18 protein-coding genes and 1 tRNA gene are annotated in these 17,127 nt (G+C 62.9%); 4 read left to right on the top strand and 15 right to left on the bottom strand.

All coding sequences use genetic code 11. The annotated features are described in order from the left end of the window. Nucleotides 1-232 (top strand): integrase core domain-containing protein (locus tag O7A61_RS25625; RefSeq protein ID WP_337132191.1); only part of this gene is annotated, 232 nt, incomplete at its 5' end. On the opposite strand, the gene O7A61_RS25620 is transcribed toward O7A61_RS25625, so the two are convergent. The 3 genes from O7A61_RS25620 to O7A61_RS25610 all read right to left on the bottom strand — a co-directional run bounded on the left by O7A61_RS25620 (nucleotide 164) and on the right by O7A61_RS25610 (nucleotide 1,966). Beyond that, nucleotides 164-853 carry an AraC family transcriptional regulator gene (locus tag O7A61_RS25620; protein WP_337132190.1) on the bottom strand — a complete coding sequence of 230 codons (690 nt, stop codon included), beginning with the start codon at nucleotides 851-853 and terminating at the stop codon, nucleotides 164-166. The genes O7A61_RS25625 and O7A61_RS25620 overlap by 69 nt on opposite strands. 105 nt (nucleotides 854-958) lie before the next feature. Continuing rightward, on the bottom strand, nucleotides 959-1,129 hold the full coding sequence (locus O7A61_RS25615; RefSeq protein ID WP_084636692.1) for a hypothetical protein: 171 nt from the start codon (nucleotides 1,127-1,129) through the stop codon (nucleotides 959-961). Between the two features lie 51 nt (nucleotides 1,130-1,180). Continuing rightward, nucleotides 1,181-1,966: a TSUP family transporter gene (locus O7A61_RS25610; protein WP_337132189.1), complete on the bottom strand. Its 786-nt coding sequence runs from the start codon at nucleotides 1,964-1,966 to the stop codon at nucleotides 1,181-1,183. Between the two features lie 118 nt (nucleotides 1,967-2,084). Between O7A61_RS25610 and O7A61_RS25605 the strand changes: the two genes are divergently transcribed. Beyond that, a complete protein-coding gene (locus O7A61_RS25605; RefSeq protein WP_337132188.1) occupies nucleotides 2,085-2,516 on the top strand; it encodes a TerB family tellurite resistance protein in 432 nt (143 codons plus the stop codon). Further along, nucleotides 2,513-3,034, top strand: coding sequence for an NUDIX domain-containing protein (locus O7A61_RS25600; protein WP_337132187.1), 522 nt, complete (start codon nucleotides 2,513-2,515; stop codon nucleotides 3,032-3,034). The genes O7A61_RS25605 and O7A61_RS25600 overlap by 4 nt, the downstream gene beginning before the upstream one ends. A 37-nt stretch (nucleotides 3,035-3,071) precedes the next feature. Here O7A61_RS25600 and O7A61_RS25595 read toward each other — a convergent pair whose 3' ends face one another. The 5 genes from O7A61_RS25595 to O7A61_RS25575 all read right to left on the bottom strand — a co-directional run bounded on the left by O7A61_RS25595 (nucleotide 3,072) and on the right by O7A61_RS25575 (nucleotide 9,629). Then, nucleotides 3,072-4,694, bottom strand: coding sequence for an ABC transporter ATP-binding protein (locus tag O7A61_RS25595; RefSeq protein ID WP_337132186.1), 1,623 nt, complete (start codon nucleotides 4,692-4,694; stop codon nucleotides 3,072-3,074). Continuing rightward, the gene (locus tag O7A61_RS25590; protein WP_337132185.1) at nucleotides 4,691-5,560 is read right to left on the bottom strand and encodes an ABC transporter permease; all 870 of its coding nucleotides are present in this window, start codon (nucleotides 5,558-5,560) and stop codon (nucleotides 4,691-4,693) included. Before O7A61_RS25590 ends, O7A61_RS25595 begins: the two co-directional genes overlap by 4 nt. Then, on the bottom strand, nucleotides 5,557-6,504 hold the full coding sequence (locus O7A61_RS25585; RefSeq protein ID WP_337132184.1) for an ABC transporter permease: 948 nt from the start codon (nucleotides 6,502-6,504) through the stop codon (nucleotides 5,557-5,559). The genes O7A61_RS25590 and O7A61_RS25585 overlap by 4 nt, the downstream gene beginning before the upstream one ends. A 205-nt stretch (nucleotides 6,505-6,709) precedes the next feature. Then, a complete protein-coding gene (locus O7A61_RS25580; protein WP_337132183.1) occupies nucleotides 6,710-8,188 on the bottom strand; it encodes an ABC transporter substrate-binding protein in 1,479 nt (492 codons plus the stop codon). Between the two features lie 160 nt (nucleotides 8,189-8,348). Continuing rightward, complete coding sequence (locus O7A61_RS25575) at nucleotides 8,349-9,629, bottom strand: acetylornithine deacetylase/succinyl-diaminopimelate desuccinylase family protein (protein WP_337132182.1); 1,281 nt, start codon at nucleotides 9,627-9,629, stop codon at nucleotides 8,349-8,351. Between the two features lie 216 nt (nucleotides 9,630-9,845). Here O7A61_RS25575 and O7A61_RS25570 point away from each other — a divergent pair, with 216 nt between their 5' ends. Beyond that, nucleotides 9,846-10,274 (top strand): L,D-transpeptidase, encoded by a 429-nt coding sequence (locus O7A61_RS25570; RefSeq protein ID WP_337132181.1) that lies wholly within the window; start codon nucleotides 9,846-9,848, stop codon nucleotides 10,272-10,274. 69 nt (nucleotides 10,275-10,343) lie between these two features. Here O7A61_RS25570 and O7A61_RS25565 read toward each other — a convergent pair whose 3' ends face one another. The 7 genes from O7A61_RS25565 to O7A61_RS25535 form a co-directional block, all read right to left on the bottom strand. Further along, nucleotides 10,344-11,327 (bottom strand): lipid A biosynthesis lauroyl acyltransferase, encoded by a 984-nt coding sequence (locus O7A61_RS25565; RefSeq protein ID WP_337132180.1) that lies wholly within the window; start codon nucleotides 11,325-11,327, stop codon nucleotides 10,344-10,346. Nucleotides 11,328-11,340: 13 nt separating this feature from the next. After that, nucleotides 11,341-12,369, bottom strand: a complete 1,029-nt coding sequence (locus O7A61_RS25560) for a zinc-binding dehydrogenase (RefSeq protein WP_337132179.1) — start codon at nucleotides 12,367-12,369, stop codon at nucleotides 11,341-11,343. Nucleotides 12,370-12,405: 36 nt separating this feature from the next. Continuing rightward, nucleotides 12,406-13,677, bottom strand: coding sequence for a beta-ketoacyl-ACP synthase (locus tag O7A61_RS25555; RefSeq protein ID WP_337132178.1), 1,272 nt, complete (start codon nucleotides 13,675-13,677; stop codon nucleotides 12,406-12,408). 45 nt (nucleotides 13,678-13,722) lie between these two features. Further along, nucleotides 13,723-14,913, bottom strand: coding sequence for a beta-ketoacyl-ACP synthase (locus O7A61_RS25550; RefSeq protein ID WP_337132177.1), 1,191 nt, complete (start codon nucleotides 14,911-14,913; stop codon nucleotides 13,723-13,725). Between the two features lie 55 nt (nucleotides 14,914-14,968). Next, on the bottom strand, nucleotides 14,969-15,262 hold the full coding sequence (locus O7A61_RS25545) for an acyl carrier protein (RefSeq protein ID WP_027029416.1): 294 nt from the start codon (nucleotides 15,260-15,262) through the stop codon (nucleotides 14,969-14,971). A 175-nt stretch (nucleotides 15,263-15,437) separates the two neighbouring features. After that, nucleotides 15,438-16,583 carry a slipin family protein gene (locus O7A61_RS25540; RefSeq protein ID WP_337132176.1) on the bottom strand — a complete coding sequence of 382 codons (1,146 nt, stop codon included), beginning with the start codon at nucleotides 16,581-16,583 and terminating at the stop codon, nucleotides 15,438-15,440. A 359-nt stretch (nucleotides 16,584-16,942) separates the two neighbouring features. Beyond that, nucleotides 16,943-17,012: transfer RNA gene (locus tag O7A61_RS25535), tRNA-Ile, on the bottom strand. Nucleotides 17,013-17,127 lie beyond the last annotated feature (115 nt).

The following is a 17,127-nucleotide window of genomic DNA, read 5'->3' as shown; positions in this document are numbered from 1 at the left end:
GACCAAGCCCTATACCCCCAAGACTAACGGCAAGGCCGAGCGGTTCATCCAGACCGCACTCAGGGAGTGGGCATATGCCGTGGCTTATGCGAACTCCGACCATCGCGCCGCCGAGTTGCCCATATGGTTGCATCGGTACAATTGGCACCGTCCGCACGGAAGCCTAAAGTCCAAACCGCCAATCAGTCGCCTGGGCCTGACCAAGGACAACCTGTTGAGGCTCCACAACTAGGTGTTTGCGGCTCCAGCCCAACCGTTCGGCAAGCGATGCAATCCGGGTCCGGCCGCCTGATGTGACGATACGGTCATAAGCCCAGGCGATTTCCAGCGGCGTCTCAGCGGCGCTCTCAAGACGAGCGGCGACGAATGCCTCGGCAAGATCGAAACGCGCCGTCCAGTCAGGCGCGTTGCCGAGCTGTTCGCGCAGCGCCATGCCTTCCGCGCCAAGCACGTCATCGAGCACGACCATGCTGTCGGTCAAGCCGCTCATCGGCAGGCGGAAGAAGCGGCGTGCGCCAAGAGGGGTGAAATTGACTTGGATGCAGCAGGCGCCGCCGAAGGATTCGATCATTACCGGACCGGCGAAAAGGCCGGCGGCGAAACTGGCGAAGCGGTCATTGTCATCAGGCGTCCTGCCGAGGCCGATGGCGAAGGGCTCGGCGAAGCTTATCACCAACGGCACCGTCAGCGACGCGTATTCGACATTGCGGAAATGGCCCGCCGCCGTCTCGCGATAGCCGCAGATGTCGATGACCACGCCCTCGAGCGCGGGATCGGGAAACCGCCGGCGCATTTCGAATAGCCCCGATATGGAGCGATCCTGTTCTTTCCGGCGCTGCATCTCGATCGGCATTGGCCATCCTTCCGCCAAGCCAAATCTAGCAGAGCCCGCATCAAAATCAAAAACGCCCGGCTGTTGGCCGGGCGCTCTCGGTCCCCACTTGTCGAGGGAAACTTGTCAGGCGCCGCGCATCAGGCAGCCGGCGGCGAGCACGATGTAGGCGACGAGCACGATCCACACCGATGCGAGCGGAATGAACGCAAAAACGCCAAGCGCGGCAAGAATGCCGATGATGGCGATGACCAGGGAAATGATGAAAACAATCTGGGTAGGCGCGCTGAGATTCATGTCTGGCTCCTCCAACATGATTCGAACAGCGATATTGTAACAGGCGCGTGATCACACACCAATCATGACACGCAGCGGGTTGGCCGGATCCGCCAGCAGCTTCACCGCCAGAGCCACGCAGACGATGACCAGCAGCGGCTTGATCAGTTTGGCGCCGATGCGCATGGCGAGACTGGCACCAAGCCGGGCGCCGAGGAACTGGGCAACGCCCATCATCAGGCCGATCTTCCACGAGATGACGCCGACGGCGGCAAAGACGATGAAGCCGCCAATGTTGGAAGCGAAATTGAGCAGCTTGGTGTGCGCCGTCGCCTTGAGCACGCCGTAGCCGGCGAGCGTCACGAAGGCCAGCATGTAGAAGGAACCGGCGCCCGGCCCGAACACGCCGTCATAGAAGCCGATGGCCGGCACCACGGTCACGCCGAACAGGAAGGGCGACAGGCGCTCGGCCCGGTCCACATCGTTCATGTTGGGCTTGAGCGCGAAATATAGCGCGATGGCGATCAGCACCAGCGGCAGGGCCGCGCGCAACAGGTCGCCGGGCACGATCGTGGCCAGCAACGCGCCGACGGCACCGCCGGCAAGTGCCAGCAGCGCCGATGGCAATTGCCGGCGCAGGTCGACATGGCCTTTCGAGGCATAGTGGATCGTCGCCGACCCGGAGCCGAACATGCCTTGCAGCTTGTTGGTTCCAAGCGCCTCGACCGGCGAGAAACCGGCAAGCAGCAACGCCGGAATGGTGATCAGTCCGCCGCCGCCGGCAATCGAATCGACAAAGCCCGCGGCAAAAGCCGCGAGGGCAAGCATGGCGATGGACTGGATGCTAAGGTCGATCATCTGATCTGTCGAGATGTCCGGTCGGCTGAGATAGCGCGCGTTCGACCATGACCACCCCGTTTGCGCAAGGGCGATTCCGCGCTAATTCTATTGAAGAGGAATCGGAAAGGGGCCGTTCATGCCATTCGCGTTGCTGGACCAGATACGCTCGATCTTCGACGGCGACCCGGGCGTGCGCAAGGTCGCGGACGATCCCGTCCTGTCGGCGGAACTGCTGATGCTGTTCCGGATGATCCTGGCAGATGGCACAGTGAGCGAGAGCGAGATGGTTGCCTTCCGGCGCATCTGCAAGGATGCCTTCGGTATTCCGGAGACCAGCATCGATGCCGTCATCGAATATCTCAACGAATTCGGCTACGAGACCAACGGCTCGCAGGCGATCGCGCTGTTCCGCGATCTCGACGTCGAGCGGCGCAAGCAATTGGCGCAGCACATGGCGGAGATCGCCAAGGCGGATTCGCAGCTGGCCGAAACCGAGGTGCGGCTGCTCCGCCGCACGCTCGATTTGCTCGACATCAGCCCGGTCGATGTGGTGAAGCCGGAAGGTTGACGCTGCGTGAGACACCCAATCGCCAGCGCCGAGGGGCTGTTTGTGTGAGCTTCGCCGATAGCTATCTGGGACAATTGCGGGCGCTGATCGGCGACCGTCTGGTGCTGATGCCGGGTGCTGAACGCGCAGACGGCAGCATTCTCCTGCAGAAACGAACCGATTTTGGCTTGTGGGGCTTGCCCGGCGGTAATGCCGAGGAAGGCGAGGGCCTGGAAACCCCGGTGATCCGAGAAGTACTTGAGGAGACCGGCTTGATCGTCAGCGATGTCGAGCCGTTCGGGTTCGGCTGCGACCCGAATTATGAAACCTTCCAGTTCCCGAATGGCGATCGCGCGCAGTTCTTCGCACTGATGTTTTACACGCGCCGCTTTGAAGGCGAGCCGGCCGTCACCGACGACGAGAGTAGCGCCGTCGAATGGTTCTCGGTCGACAGCCTGCCTGAGATGCTGCCAAACATGGCGCGCAGCGTCGAGGCCTATCTCCGGTTCAAGACCACCGGAAAATTCCAGATGATCTGAGAGGGTCCCAAAGCGGCGCCACTTTGGGCGACATGCATCAGCCCTGTTCCTGCATCCGCCGAGCGATCGCGCGATGCAAATCCGGGGCGGCTGTGACCAGCGCCCTGGCGGCTTCGGATTGCGGATGGTCCAGCACCTCGTTCGTCTTGCCACGCTCTACGATCTTGCCCTCATGCATGACCAGCACTTCATCCGTGATGGCGCGGGCGACGGTCAGGTCATGGGTAATGAAGAGATAGGCGATGCCAAGCTTCTGGTTGAGATCGGCGAACAGGTCCAGGATCTGGGCGCGGATCGAGACATCGAGTGCCGAGACCGGCTCGTCGGCGACCACCAGTTTCGGGCGGGTGATAATGGCGCGGGCGATCGACAGGCGCTGACGCTGGCCACCGGAAAATTCGTGCGGGTATTTGTCCATGTCGCGTTGGTCGAGACCGACCTCGTGGAGCGCGTGCGCCACCATCTCGCGGCGTTCGGCCCGCGTCGGTTTTTTCTCCAGGACATGAAGCGGCTCGGCAACCAGTTTTTCGACCTTCTGGCGTGGATCGAAGGACCCGTAGGGATCCTGGAACACGACCTGCATATCGCGCCTGGCCGGCTTCAGCTCGGCTTCGCTCTTGCCGGTGATGGCTTCGCCGCGAAACCGGATCGCGCCCGAACCCGGCCGGTCCAGTGCCAGGATCATGCGGGCAAGGGTCGACTTGCCGCAACCGGAGCGGCCGACCAGTGCCACCGACTGGCCCGGCGCCATCGAGAGGGAGACGTCGTCGACGGCGCGAATCGCCGGCGCACGGCTGAACAGCGAGAGGCGGCGGCCGGGGTAGTCGCGGGTGACGCCTTCGACCTGGAGCAAGGGTTGGTCCGTCCCGACACGGTGAGGCTTGGCGCGCGTCGGAACATGCATCGAAGCCTGCGCCAGCTGGCGCGTATAGGGATGAAGCTGACCGGAGAGCGTGCGCGCCGTGTCGCCTGCTTCCATCACCTCGCCATGGCGCAGGATGGTGATGCGGTCGGCCATCTCGGTCACGACAGCGAGATCATGCGAGATCAGCAGCAGGCCCATGCGGTTCTCCACCACAAGGTCGCGCAGGAGGTCCAGGATTTGCGCCTGCAGCACCACGTCGAGCGCCGTCGTCGGCTCGTCGGCGATCAGCAGCTTCGGCTTCAGCGCGCAGGCGATGGCGATGACGACGCGCTGGCGCTGACCGCCTGACAGTTCGTGGGGATAGCGCGACAGCGGGAACTTTGCCGAGGGCAGACCGACGCGGTCGAGTATTTTTCGCGCGCGCTCCTCGGCATCGGCACGGCTTGCCCTGGTGTGCCAGCGTATGCCTTCCGCGACCTGTTCTCCGATCGTCTTGACCGGATTGAGCGCTGTCATCGGTTCCTGGAACACCATGCCAATGTCGTCGCCGCGCAGGGCGCACATCTGGTCCTCGGTTGCCCTCAGAATGTCGATGCCGTTGAATGTGACGCGCCCGGTGGCACGTGCGGCATGGGGCAGGAGCCGTATCACCGTCAGCGCGGTCATCGATTTGCCGGAGCCGGATTCGCCGACCAGTCCCATCACCTCGCCGGGCGCGACGGAGAGCTCCATATCTTTCAGGATCTGCGTGTCGCCGATGGTCAGCGACAGATTGTCGACTTCGAGCAGGCTCATCGCTGCCGCCGCGATTTCGGGTCGAGAATGTCGGCGATGCCGTCGCCCAGGAGGTTCAGGCCGAGCACGGTGACGACGATCGCCATGCCGGGGAAGATCGCCATCCATGGCGCCACCACCATGCGCGTCTGGGCGTCAAACAGCATGCGGCCCCAACTCGGCATTGGCGGCTGTGCCCCGAGGCCGAGATAGGAAAGCCCGGCTTCGGCCAGGATACCCAGCGCGAACTGGATTGTGCCCTGCACCAGGAGCAGCGTGGCGATGTTGGGCAGCACATGTTCGATCGATATCTGCGTGCTGCTCTTACCGGCGGCGCGCGCGGCAAGGATGAATTCGCGCGGCCAGACGGCAAGCGCGCCGGCACGGGCGACGCGGGCAAAGACCGGAATGTTGAAGATGCCGATGGCGATGATGGCGTTGATGGCGCCCGGCCCGAAAATGGCGGTGATCATTATGGCCGACAGCAGCGCGGGGAAGGCGAAGACGAGATCGTTGACGCGCATCAGCGCCTCGTCGACGAGGCCGCCGCGCGCCGCGGCGAAGGCGCCAAGCGGCACGCCGACCCCCATGCCGATGCCGACGGCGACCAGCGCCACGGCAATCGAATTGCGCGCGCCAACCATGATCATCGACAGGATATCGCGGCCGAAATGGTCGGTGCCGAACCAATGCGCCAGCGAGGGGCCTTGCGTCTTGTCCGCTATGACCAGCTTTGTCACATCGTAAGGTGTCCAGGCATAGGAGACGATGGCCATTGCCAGGATCAGCACCGTGATGACGAAGCCGGCGACGAATGCGGCGTTCCCAAACGCCTTGGCCAGGATGCTGCGGAACGTCTCTTCGGGGATGTCGATGCGCAGCGTCATTGCCGGGTCCTCAGGCGAGGATCGACCGCCGCATAGGAAAGGTCGACGACGAGGTTGACGGCAATGACGGCGGCGACCAGCAGCATGACCACGCTTTCGACGACGATCAGGTCGCGCTGGGTGATCGCCTGGAACACCAGCCGGCCGAGACCGGGCAAATAGAAGACATTCTCGATGATGATGGTACCGGCGAGCAGGAAGGCGAATTGCAGGCCAAGAATGGTCAGCACCGGGATCATGGCGTTGCGCAGCGCGTGCCGCCACAGCACGGCGCGATAGGGCAGGCCCTTGGCGCGGGCGGTGCGGATATAGTCCTCGTTCAGCACCTCGATCAGCGCCGAGCGGGTGACGCGCGCCAGGATCGCCGCTTGTGGTAGGGCAAGCGCTACCGCCGGCAACAGCAGCGATTTCAGCGCGGGCCAGGTGCCGGCTGCCCAACCGGGAAAACCACCGGCTGGGACCAGGCGCAGCCAGACGGCAAAGATATAGATCAGCATCAGCGCGAACCAGAAATTGGGGACGGCGACGCCAAGCTGCGCCACGCCCATTGAAATCGTGTCGCCGGCCCGTCCGCGCCGGCTGGCGGAATAAAGCCCGACCGGAATGGCGATGATGGTAGAGAGCGCCAGCGCGATCAGCGCCAGCGGCAGCGAGACGGCGAGCCGTTCCCGCACGAGGTCGATGACCGGCACCGAATAGGTATAGGAGCGGCCGAAATCGAGGCTGAGCAGGCCACCGACCCAATGCAGGTAGCGCAGGACAAGTGGCGCGTTGAGACCCATCTGGTTGCGCAAGAGTTCGACCTGATCGGCGCTGGCATTCATACCCAGCATCAGCCGCGCAGGGTCGCCGGGGAGGACCTCCAGCACGGCGAACACCACCATCGAGGCAAGCACCAGCGTGGCGAAAGCGATGGCGAGGCGCTTGAGGAGGTAGGCTGTCATGGGAGGCGTGGGAGCGTGGCGTTCTTCCTTCTCCCCTTGTGGGAGAAGGTGGCCTCGCGAAGCGAGGTCGGATGAGGGGTGCTGGACGAATTGCAAGTTGAGTTTGTTCCAGCACCCCTCATCGGTCTTGGCGCTTTGCGCCAATCCACCTTCTCCCACAAGGGGAGAAGGGAAGTCCCGCCCAACCGCTGCCGCACCACAGGCCTCACTCGCTCCACTTCACCTTGGTGAGATCATTGGCCTGGATAGGCGCGTTCTCCCATAATCCCTGCAATTTGGCGTCCCAGACGCCGATCTTGGGCAGTTCGTAGAGGAAGCCGACCACGGCATCGTCGGCCAGGATCTTTTGTGCCTCGCCAAGCAATTCCTTGCGTTTGGTTTCGTCGGAGGTGAGGTTGAGGTCGGCGATTATCTTGTCGAAGGTCGGATTGTCGTAGTTGAAGTAGTAGTCCTTGCGCGAATAGATATCGATGTCGTTGGGTTCGGTGTGGGAGACGATGGTCAGGTCGTAGTCCTTCTTGGTGAACACCTGGTCCAGCCACTGCGCCCATTCGACCGGGATGATCTCGAGGTTGATACCGACATCGCGAAGTTCCGAGGCGATGATCTCGCCACCCAGCCGTGCATAGCTGGGCGGCGGCAGTTTCAGCGTCGCCTTGAAGCCGTTCTCCAGCCCGGCTTCCTTCAGCAACTCCTTGGCCTTGTCGATGTTGTGCGGATAGAGGCCGGTGAGGTCGACATAGTTCTTGTTGGCTGGCGACATGTGCGAGCCGATCGGTAGGCCAAGGCCGGCCGAGGCGCCGTCGATGATCGCCTTGCGGTCGAGCGCGTAGGAGATCGCCTGCCTGACCTGAAGCTTGTCGAAAGGCGGCTGCTTGTTGTTGATCGCCAGGATGGTCTCGCCCTCAGTCGAGCCGATCACCACCTTGAAACGCGGGTCGTCCTTGACCTGTGCCAGGCTGTCGGGATCGAAGAAGGGGAAGGCCTGGATGTCGCCGGACAGCAGCGCCGGCACATAGGCCGCGGCATCCGGCACGATACGGAACTCGACCTTGTCGAGGAACACCGGAGCGCCCCAGTAATGGTCGGCTTTTACCAAAGTGATCGATGATCCCTTGGCCCAGTTCTGGAATTTGAACGGGCCGGTGCCAACAGGTTTTTCCTTGTTGGTATCGGCGGATTTGGGGGACACCATCACCGCGTCCCCCCATCCCATATTGTAGAGGAAAGACCCTTGCGGGTTCTTCAGCGTGACCTTGACCGTTGCCGGATCGATGATCTCGACCTTGTCGATGGCCGCGAACAGGCCCTTCTGCGCATTGACCGAGTTGTCCGCGCGGGCCCGGTCGAGCGAGAATTTCACATCGTCGGCGCTGAAGTCAGCACCGTCGTGGAATTTGACGCCGGTGTGCAGCTTGAACAAATAGACCTTGCCGTCATCGGAAATTGTCCAGCCCTCGGCCAGATCCGGCAGAACCTCACCATTGGGGCCGATCCGGGTCAGACCCTCGAAGACATTGGCGTAGAGCACTTCCTTGATCGCCGCCGCGGCGCCCGCGGTTGGATCGAGATGAGGCGGTTCGAGCGGAATGCCGATGACCAGGTCGGTCCGGGCCGCAAAGGCCTGACTTCCGGCGGCCAGCGCAAGGAGCGCCGCGGCCAGAATGGTTTTCCACAGTCTCATCATGCAACTCCCATGCGTTTAGGACACGTGCTCAAACCGGGCGATAGAAGCGTGATTTCGCGCGGGAGTAAATTGCGTTTCGTGCTGCCGGGCAGGATGGCCGGGAATGTTTTTGCCGTGCCAGCTCTGTCGGCAGGTCGAAGCTTGTGGCGATGCTGGGTTATTCCGTGGCAGTGCCACGCAGCAGCACGTTGAGCCCGATTGCCATCACCTTGGCTGATTCCACCATGTCCGATACGCCGACCCACTCGTCCGGCCGGTGGGCAAGATCGAGAATGCCGGGTCCGTAGGCGATGCAGTCATAGATGTGGCCGATGCGGGCAATGTGCTTCTGGTCATAGGTGCCGGGCGAAATGACGTAGTCGGGCTCGCGGTCGAAGATCGCATGAATGCCTTGCGCCACCGCCTTGACCACGGGCGCTTCGCGCTCGGTCATCAGCGGCAGTACTTCCATCAGGTCGCGGATTTCATAATCGAACTTTTCGCGCTCGCGCTTCAGTCGGTCGAGAATGCCGGTCACTTCGGCTTTGACCGTGGCGAGATCCTCCTCGAGCAGGAAGCGGCGGTCGATGGTCAGCCGGCAGGAATCGGGCACGTTGGGCGAGGGCAGGCCGGGCCGGAAATCCTCGGTCTGGCCGCCATGGATGGAATTGATGTTCATGGTCGAGCGCCTGGCGCCTTCCGGCACCACCGGCATGTGCGTGATCTTGCGGTCGAGCGCCGGAAACAACTCGTCCTCGAAGGCCCGCAGGACGGCGCCCATGTGGCGCACCGCATTGTCGCCGAGAAACGGCATCGAACCGTGCGCGATCTCTCCCTTGGTCTCGATCTCCGCCCACCAGACGCCGCGATGGCCAAGGCAGATGCGGTCCTTGTTCAACGGCTCGGGGATGATGACGTGGTCGACCTTGGGTTTCGAGAAATAGCCGAGCCTGGCCAGATGGGCGACGCCGCCGAAGCCGCCGGACTCCTCATCGACCGTGCCCGAGATCTCGATGGCGCCGGGAAAGTCGGGGAAGACTTCCATGAAGGCTTCGACAGCGATGATGGAGGCGGCGAGGCCGCCCTTCATGTCGCAGGCGCCGCGGCCATAGACCTTGCCGTCCCTGATGACGCCGGCAAAGGGATCCACGGTCCAGCCCTCGCCGGCCTCAACCACGTCTATATGCGAATTGAAGTGGACGCAGGCGCCGGGTGACCGGCCGTCGAAACGGGCGACGACATTGACGCGCGGATAGCGATCGGTGTCGCCGGGCGTGCCTTCGGCGCGGATGAACTCGGTCTCAAAGCCACGTTTCCTTAGCCGCGCACCGATATAGTCGGCGCATGGCCTGTAGGCTTCGCCGGGTGGATTGACGGTCGGAAAACGGATCAGGTCGGCGGTCAGCGCCACCAACTCGTCGCGCCTGATATCGATTGCCTTGAGGAGTCGCTCGTTCATGCCGCGATTTGAGCAGCGATCGCCGTGGTTTTGCAAGCCCGTCGATCAACCCGTGCAGCGTGTCCCTGCGGCAACTATCGCGGGAAATCGTTCAAATTAGCTGCTTTGGATTGGCGAATTGATCAAGGACTGTGTGTTATCCGTTCACCGCCATTAAAAAGGTGAAAAAGAACGTGATGGCGAGCAGGCAAGGGGCAATCAAAGGGGTTTGATCGCATGAAAATGTCATTTCTCAAGGCAGCAGTATTGGTTGTTGCGCTGTTTGGCGCATCGGTCGCAAGTGAGGCGGCCACATTGGTGGCGAATATCGACGTGTCGTCGCAGACAATGACGGTCCGCTATGGCGCTTCGGTCTATCGGTGGGCCGTGTCGACCGCTCGGCCAGGCTATTTCACGCCACGCGGCACCTACCGGCCGCAACGCACGGCGCGGATGTGGTATTCGCGCAAATACGAAATGTCGCCGATGCCTTATTCCGTATTTTTCCGTGGCGGCTATGCCATCCATGGAACAGGCGCCGTCAGGCAGCTCGGCCGCCCGGCTTCGCATGGCTGCGTGAGGCTGCATACGGCAAATGCCGCGGCATTCTATTCGATGGTGCGCGAGGTCGGATTCGGCAATACGCGCATTGTCGTCACCAATTAGGCAATTGGCGGTCACTGATATTGGCTTTGTCTGCTGGCGGAGGAACTCACGTTCCCGCCAGCGGCTTGCTCAGGTGTTTGAGGCGGGAGCCGGGTTCGGCCGCTTTTTTCGCCGCCAGTTGCTGATCTCCCACCTTTTGTGGAACCACATCCACTGGCCGGGATCCTCGCGCACCCAGCGCTCGACGACGTCGTTCAGCATCTGGGTGGTGGCGTGGACGTCGACGCTGCCGTCGGCCGTGCGCGGCAAGACCAGCTTGTCCTCGATCTCGAGCCGGAAGCGGTTGCCTGGCAACCTGACACAACGCGCCGGATAGACATCGCAGTCATAGTGACGGGCAAGGGTACCGAGCACGCGGTTGCTCTGGCAGGTACGGCCGAAGAAGGTGGTGTCCAGGCCGTTGGAGAATTTCTGGTCGACGAGAACGCCGATATTGCCGCCATTCTCCAAGACTCCCGCCAGCGCGAACGAGGCACCAGCCATCGAAGGCAGCAAGCCTCCCATGGTCGATCGCCTTGTCGAAAGGATGTAGTCGGCCAGGTAGGGGTTGTTGGGCGGCCGAAACAGCGCCGTGATGTTCATGCCAAAGGTCGCGGCCGCCACCGGCAGCAGCTCGAAATTGCCGAGATGGCCGGTGAAGACGATATGCGGCTGCTTCTCGGCCGCGATCTCGACGAAGTGCTCTGTTCCCTTGACCTCAACCCGACCCGGCTTGCCGGCGGCGGGGTCATAGTCGAACAGGGCGTCCAAAAAGATATATTCGGCGGCAAGGCGGGCCATGTTGCCCCACATGTCGGAGGCGATGGCCTGGATTTCGCCATCACTCTTTTCCGGATAGGCCTTGCGCAGATTGTCGATGGCGACCTGGTGGCGTCCGACCCTTGGGCCGATGAGGCGAGCCGTGCGGTCGGCAAAATTCAGCGCGCTGTCGACCGGCAGCAGGCGCAGCAGCGACATGATGATCATCGCCGCGCGCGCAACAAGCCAGTAATTCATCTGGCGCAGTTGTCTGCCATAGCGAAATGTCAGATCGCGGCGAAGTTTCTTGAGCACGGAAATCGAGGCTCTAGGCGACGCGCAGGATGATCTTGCCGAAGACGTCGCGACCTTCCATGCGCTTCAGCGCGGCATCGATATCGTCGAAGCCGACCTCGGTGTCGATGACCGGCGCGACCTGCCCCGCGGCCATCTTCTGCATGGCGTTGGCCATGTTCTCCATGCGGCAACCGAAGGATCCGAGCAGTTTCAACTGCTGCTGGAAGAGCTGCATCAGGTTGATCTGCGTCGACACGCCCGAGGTCGAGCCGCAAGTCACCAGGCGGCCACCGCGCTTCAGGCACAGCATCGAGCCGGCAAAGGTGTCGGTGCCGACATGCTCGAACACGACGTCGACGCCCTTCTTCTTCGTCAGCTTGCGCACGACGCCTTCGAAGCGGTCGTCGCGGTAGTTGATGACGTGGTCGGCGCCGAGCGCCTTGGCCTTGTCGATCTTGTCGTTCGAGCCGACCGTGGTGATGATCGTGCAGCCCATCCGCTTGGCCAACTGGATAGCCGCCGAACCGATGCCCGATCCGCCGGCATGGACAAGGATCGTCTCGCCGGGCTGCAGCCTGGCATTGTCGAACAGCATGTGCTCGACGGTGCCGAAAGTAACGGGTGCTACCGCGGCCCCGATGTCGGTCACGCCGGGCGGGGCGGGGACCAGCAGGCGCGCCGGCAGGTTGATCTTCTCCTGCGCGAAGCCGTCGAGATGGAAGCCGTGAACGCCCGAAACATGTTCGCACAGATTGTCACGGCCTTCGTGGCAGGCGCGGCAGAGGCCGCAGGTGCGCGCGCCGTAGATCGACACCAATTGTCCGGGAAGCAGGCTGGAAACGCCGGGACCGACCGTCTCGACCTCGCCGGAAGCCTCGGCGCCGACGACCAGCGGCAGCTTGCGCTTGGCGAAGGCCATGCCACGCCAGCCCCAGACGTCGATATGGTTCAGCGCCACTGCCCTGATGCGCAGCGTGACTTCGCCAAGCGCGGGGGGTGGCGGGGGTGGCAGGTCCACCGTTTCAAGGCGGCGGTCCTCGATAAGTTGCAGTGCGCGCATGGAGCCCGTCGGTTCTGTTAAGCGGAAAGGGCTCGCTTAGACCGGTTCCCGCGCCATGACAAGGCAAGTGTTCTGGCCGCCGAAGCCGAAGGAGTTCGACAGTACAGTGCGAACCTGCGCATCGCGCTTCTTGTTCGGCACGACGTCGAGCACGATCGCAGGGTCGGGATTGTCATAGTTGATGGTCGGGGGAATGACGCTTGCGCGCATCGTCATCAGCGAAAACGCCGCTTCGACCGCGCCCGCCGCCGACAGCGTGTGACCGATCATCGACTTGTTGGACGAGATCGGCATAGAGCCGATGCGCTCGCCAAACACCGTCGACAGCGACAGGTGCTCCATCTTGTCGTTTTCCGGCGTCGAGGTGCCGTGGGCGTTGACATAGTCGATCTCGTCTTCGCCGAGGCCTGCATCGGCAAGTGCGGCCCGGACAGCGGCAATCGCCGGCGAACCGTCCGGCTTGGAGCGGGTGCGGTGGAAATCGTCGGCCTTTTCGCCACAGCCGCTGAGGATGCCAAGAACGGCGGCCCCACGGGCGAGCGCCGCCTCCAGCGATTCCAGCACCAGAGCGCCGGACCCCTCCGCCAATACAAAGCCGTCACGGTCCTTGGAAAACGGCTTGGAAGCCTTTTCCGGATTGTCGTTGTGAGTGGAAAGAGCCGACAGCAGCGAGAAGCGGATCAGCGCCTCGGCGGTTGCCGAACCGTCGGCGCCGATCGACAGGGCCCGGTCGCATTCGCCACGGCGGATCGCCTCGACGCCGAGCTGGATGGCGGTCGCGCCGGAAGCGCAAGCCGTCGAGAGCGTGATCGGCAGGCCGCGCGTGCCGAACCGGTCGGCGAGCCGGTCGGCGATCGACCCGAACTGGGTGGTTTCGAAGACATCAAGCTCCTTCAGGCCGCGCGCCACACGCAGCAGCCTTTCGGCGCCGGAATCCTGCTTGTCGGAATTGTAGAGCGAAAAGCGGTCGTGCCAGTCGAGTTCGACCGGTGGCGAGGCGAGGAACAGAGGGCCGCCGAAATCACCGGAATTCAGGCCGGCTTCGCCAACGGCCTCCTGCGCAGCGGTTTCCGCCAGCTCATAGGTGAGGAGGCTTGCTCCCTTGGAGCTCGACGGCAGAAAATCGACCATGCCGGAGATACGCGTGTTGAGGTGATCGACCGGGAAACGGGTGATCGGGTGAATGCCCGACTTGCCCGAAGTCAACGCTGCCCAATTATCTGATTTGCCGACGCCGAGCGAGGTCACCACCCCGATGCCGGTGACGGCGACAACGGGCCTGCCCATGTGATCTCTGAACTTGGCCATCCGGGAGCCCCTCTTATCTCTGCGGCATGATCGGGAAACGCCGCCTCAGGCGGCGTTGACCAGCGCCATGCCCTCGAATTGGTGATAGCCGATCGCCGTTGCAAGGACGCTCGCGGGAATGCCTTCGAATGGCTTTTCGGCCGTAGCATCAAAAACAGGATAGGCGGCCTTGCGGTCGACAGCCAATGCCGCCAGCGCCACGGCGAAGGGGAACTGTGCTTCCTTCATATGCCCGGTCAGCGTCGAAAAACCGCGCGTGGCGATTGCCGGATCGGCATCGAGCGCTGATTTCTCGGCAATGGTTGCCGCATGTGCGCCGGACGCGCCAGACATGGCGAGCAGCTTGCCGTTCGGCGGCGCCGCCTGTTTAAGCAGGAGAGCGATCTCGGCGTCGAGTCCTCCGCGCGACCGCCTGGCACGGCCGGACACGATTTGTCCGAGCTCCGCGTAAATCCTGCGCCCGCGGCTTGCCGCGTGTTCGCGCTGCTCAAGCACCAGGAAGGCCCCGCCGGAACCTGACACCACGCCGCCGCCCTCGGCGCCCTGCCTTTGCCAGACAGGCTTCCACGGGCCGCGATGCAGATAACCGGCCAGTTCATAGCCGAGCAGCATGTCGGAATGTTCGGTCTGGAAGGCGCCGCCGACCAGGATGTGCGTCGACTGGCCGGAGCGGATGCGCGCGGCCGCGGTCTCGACGGCGGCGACGCCAGCGCCTTCCTCGCCCATGAAGGTGCGCGACGAGCCCGTCACCTTGTGGACGATGGAGATGTTGCCGGCGAGCAGATTGGAGAGCTGCGCCAGGAACAGAGTTGGGCGCAGCTCGGTGGTCAGCTTCTCGTTGAGCAGCACGTCGCGGTCGTTGCGGTTTTCCGAAGCGGCGAGAATGTCGGCGTCGACCGCTTCGTCGCGCTCGCCGCCGCCGGCTGCCACGACCATGTCCATGGTGGTGCACAGCTCGTCATTGCCCTTGATGCCGGCATCGTCCAGGGCGAGGCCCGCGGCATAGGTGCCGAGCCTCTGCCATGTCTCCATCTGCCGCTGGTCGCCGCGCTTGGCGATCTGAAGGTTCCAGTCGATCTCGGGCAGCGGATGGACGGTGTAGGGTGCAAAGCGCCCGGCTTCGAGCACCGGCTCCCGGCCGGGTTGCGCCAGCTTCTGCCAATGGGCGTCAGGACCTTCCCCCAGCGAGGAAACAAGGCCGATACCTGTGATGACGACGTCGTGTGGGCTGCTCATGGGCGGCTTTGTGGGTCAGGCGGCGGAGCGCGTCAAGTCACGCGCCCTGATGACCTCAGGCGGTCTTGGCGGCAACCAGCGCGTCGATCTTGGCGCACAGGTTCTTCATGACGAAGTAATCGTCGGTCGAAGCCTTGCCGTCATTGACTTCCTGGGTCCACTTTTCCAGCGGCACCTTGATGCCGAATTCCTTGTCGATGGCGAAGACGATGTCGAGGAAGTCGAGGCTGTCGATACCGAGATCGTCAATGGTGTGGCTCTCGGGCGTGATGGTGTCGATATCGATCTCGCTGGTATCGGCAATGATCTTGGCGACTTTGTCGAACGTGGTGGAGTTCGTGGTGGACAAGGGCTTTTCCTTCTTTGCGGGCGGAATCTGTCCGCATTCGTTTGGGCGCTGTCTAATCGGTTTTTTCCGGCAGGAAAAGGCCTGATAAGCCGGGCGCAGATGGGCAGGGCGCCCAGGAAACGCAAGAAGGGCCGCCGGTTTGACCCGGCGGCCCTTCCATTGACGCAACGTAAGCTCAGCTGTCGCGGAGCTTGACCAGGTCGTTCAGCAGCCCGCCCGTTCCGTTGTGGACGGTCAGCCGCTCCACCTTGCCGGCGATGGTTTCCAGAGCCTCGAGCTCCTTCAACCGCAGCATCACCGGGTTTTCCGCCATCACCCTGGCGGTGTTGAGCAGGGAACGCGTGGCGTTCGTCTCCTCGCGGCGGCGGATGACGTTGGCCTCGGCCTGCTTTTCGGCCGAAACCACCTGGTTGAGGATCTCGCGCATCTCGCCCGGCAGGATCACATCCTTGAGCGCGATATCGCTGACCTCGACCCCGATCTCGGCCATGTCGGCCCGGACCTTGGCCGCCGCCTCTTCGTCGACCGTCACCTTCTTTTCAAGGATCTGGTCGAGGGTGAGCGCGCCCAACGTCTTGCGGAAGGCGTACTGCAGGGCGCGGTAGAGGGCCTCGGAGAAGTCCTTCACCGCGCTCACCGCCTTGACCGGATCGACGACCCGGTATTCGGCGGCGATGTTGACGCGGATCGTGACGCGATCCTTGGTCAGCACTTCCTGCCCGGCGACGTCGAGCGACTGGCGCTTGAGGTCGACGACCTTGATCTGCACCATCCGTCCGACGTTCCAGAAGCCGTGCACGCCAGCGGCAAGCGTCCGCACAAGGACACCGTCGATGAACAGCAGCCCGGCCTGGCCGTCGACAACCGGGTGAACGGACATCAATTCCGCCTTCCGGGCCTGGCCGAGCCGGCGCATGACCGCCGGATCGATGGCAAGATCGGCCGAGGTGTCTACCACCGTCACCTTCCACGGTCCGGCATCGGTCCACAGCACCAGCTTGCGGTCCGGCGCCAGCACGGAATGGAGGTTGCCGTCACGCTCGATGACGGCGACTTCCGTACGTCCGGTGCGGATGACGGTAAAATGACGCGCGGCCACGTCCGGGAGCTTGTCGAACAACGCCTTCTCGTACGCCGAAACGAATTCCGGGTTCTTCAGATCGTGCCGGGACACCTCAAGGCTCTGGTTCCGGTTGGCGAGCCAGTGCTCACCCGGCAGCAGGACAGCCTTGAGTTCCCCCTTGTGGAGGGTGAGGGCACGTTCGTTTTCCCTTACGAGGACGCGCTCGCGCCCAAGAACCTTGTCGAGAATAGTCGTCATTGTCTTACTCCTGTCGGGCATGGCCCCCATGCGAGGCGTCACGTCATGCGTCGATCTTCCCTTCGTTTCTCGTTTCACTTCGAATTCCGGCACGAATGATCCGGGGACTGGTGGCATCAATCCGTGGCGGGCCTTCGGGAGCGGATCGCGGGGCAGCGAAGCGGGCGCCGGAAGCCAAACCTCCCTGCCAGCGACGCTGCGCCTTGACCATCACCGCAAGCCTGGCCGCGAGCCGATGGCATCCGACCTTTCGATACGGCTTTGGCCCGAAGGCTTCGGCCGTCCGTCAGGTCTTTAACATTCCAGTCCCCGGACCGTTTTCAGATAACACCTGGCAGGGTGCTGGCTTATCAGGCCAATGGAGAAGGAATCGAACCTTCGACAATCAGATTATGAGTCTGATGCTCTAACCAAACTGAGTGCCCTTCCCGAGAGATGGGTGACAGTTCATTCCGGATAGATGGGTTACACTTTCGGCCCTTTGCAAGGAGAGCAAGGTGCCTTGGAAGGAGTGTAACGTCATGGATGAGCGGCTGAAGTTCAT

Source organism: Mesorhizobium sp. Cs1321R2N1, from assembly GCF_037179725.1.
GTDB lineage: Bacteria > Pseudomonadota > Alphaproteobacteria > Rhizobiales > Rhizobiaceae > Mesorhizobium > Mesorhizobium salmacidum.
This window is presented reverse-complemented; position numbering and strand designations above follow the sequence as displayed.

Excerpts from the sequence above, each read along its gene's own strand:
- O7A61_RS25540 (WP_337132176.1), bottom strand. The coding sequence starts at position 16,583 with ATGACGACTATTCTCGACAAGGTTCTTGGGCGCGAGCGCGTCCTCGTA.
- O7A61_RS25590 (WP_337132185.1), bottom strand. The coding sequence starts at position 5,560 with ATGACGCTGCGCATCGACATCCCCGAAGAGACGTTCCGCAGCATCCTG.
- O7A61_RS25575 (WP_337132182.1), bottom strand. The coding sequence starts at position 9,629 with ATGAACGAGCGACTCCTCAAGGCAATCGATATCAGGCGCGACGAGTTG.
- O7A61_RS25585 (WP_337132184.1), bottom strand. The coding sequence starts at position 6,504 with ATGACAGCCTACCTCCTCAAGCGCCTCGCCATCGCTTTCGCCACGCTG.
- O7A61_RS25580 (WP_337132183.1), bottom strand. The coding sequence starts at position 8,188 with ATGAGACTGTGGAAAACCATTCTGGCCGCGGCGCTCCTTGCGCTGGCC.
- O7A61_RS25570 (WP_337132181.1), top strand. The coding sequence starts at position 9,846 with ATGAAAATGTCATTTCTCAAGGCAGCAGTATTGGTTGTTGCGCTGTTT.
- O7A61_RS25610 (WP_337132189.1), bottom strand. The coding sequence starts at position 1,966 with ATGATCGACCTTAGCATCCAGTCCATCGCCATGCTTGCCCTCGCGGCT.
- O7A61_RS25560 (WP_337132179.1), bottom strand. The coding sequence starts at position 12,369 with ATGCGCGCACTGCAACTTATCGAGGACCGCCGCCTTGAAACGGTGGAC.
- O7A61_RS25595 (WP_337132186.1), bottom strand. The coding sequence starts at position 4,694 with ATGAGCCTGCTCGAAGTCGACAATCTGTCGCTGACCATCGGCGACACG.
- O7A61_RS25615 (WP_084636692.1), bottom strand. The coding sequence starts at position 1,129 with ATGAATCTCAGCGCGCCTACCCAGATTGTTTTCATCATTTCCCTGGTC.
- O7A61_RS25550 (WP_337132177.1), bottom strand. The coding sequence starts at position 14,913 with ATGAGCAGCCCACACGACGTCGTCATCACAGGTATCGGCCTTGTTTCC.
- O7A61_RS25620 (WP_337132190.1), bottom strand. The coding sequence starts at position 853 with ATGCCGATCGAGATGCAGCGCCGGAAAGAACAGGATCGCTCCATATCG.
- O7A61_RS25555 (WP_337132178.1), bottom strand. The coding sequence starts at position 13,677 with ATGGCCAAGTTCAGAGATCACATGGGCAGGCCCGTTGTCGCCGTCACC.
- O7A61_RS25605 (WP_337132188.1), top strand. The coding sequence starts at position 2,085 with ATGCCATTCGCGTTGCTGGACCAGATACGCTCGATCTTCGACGGCGAC.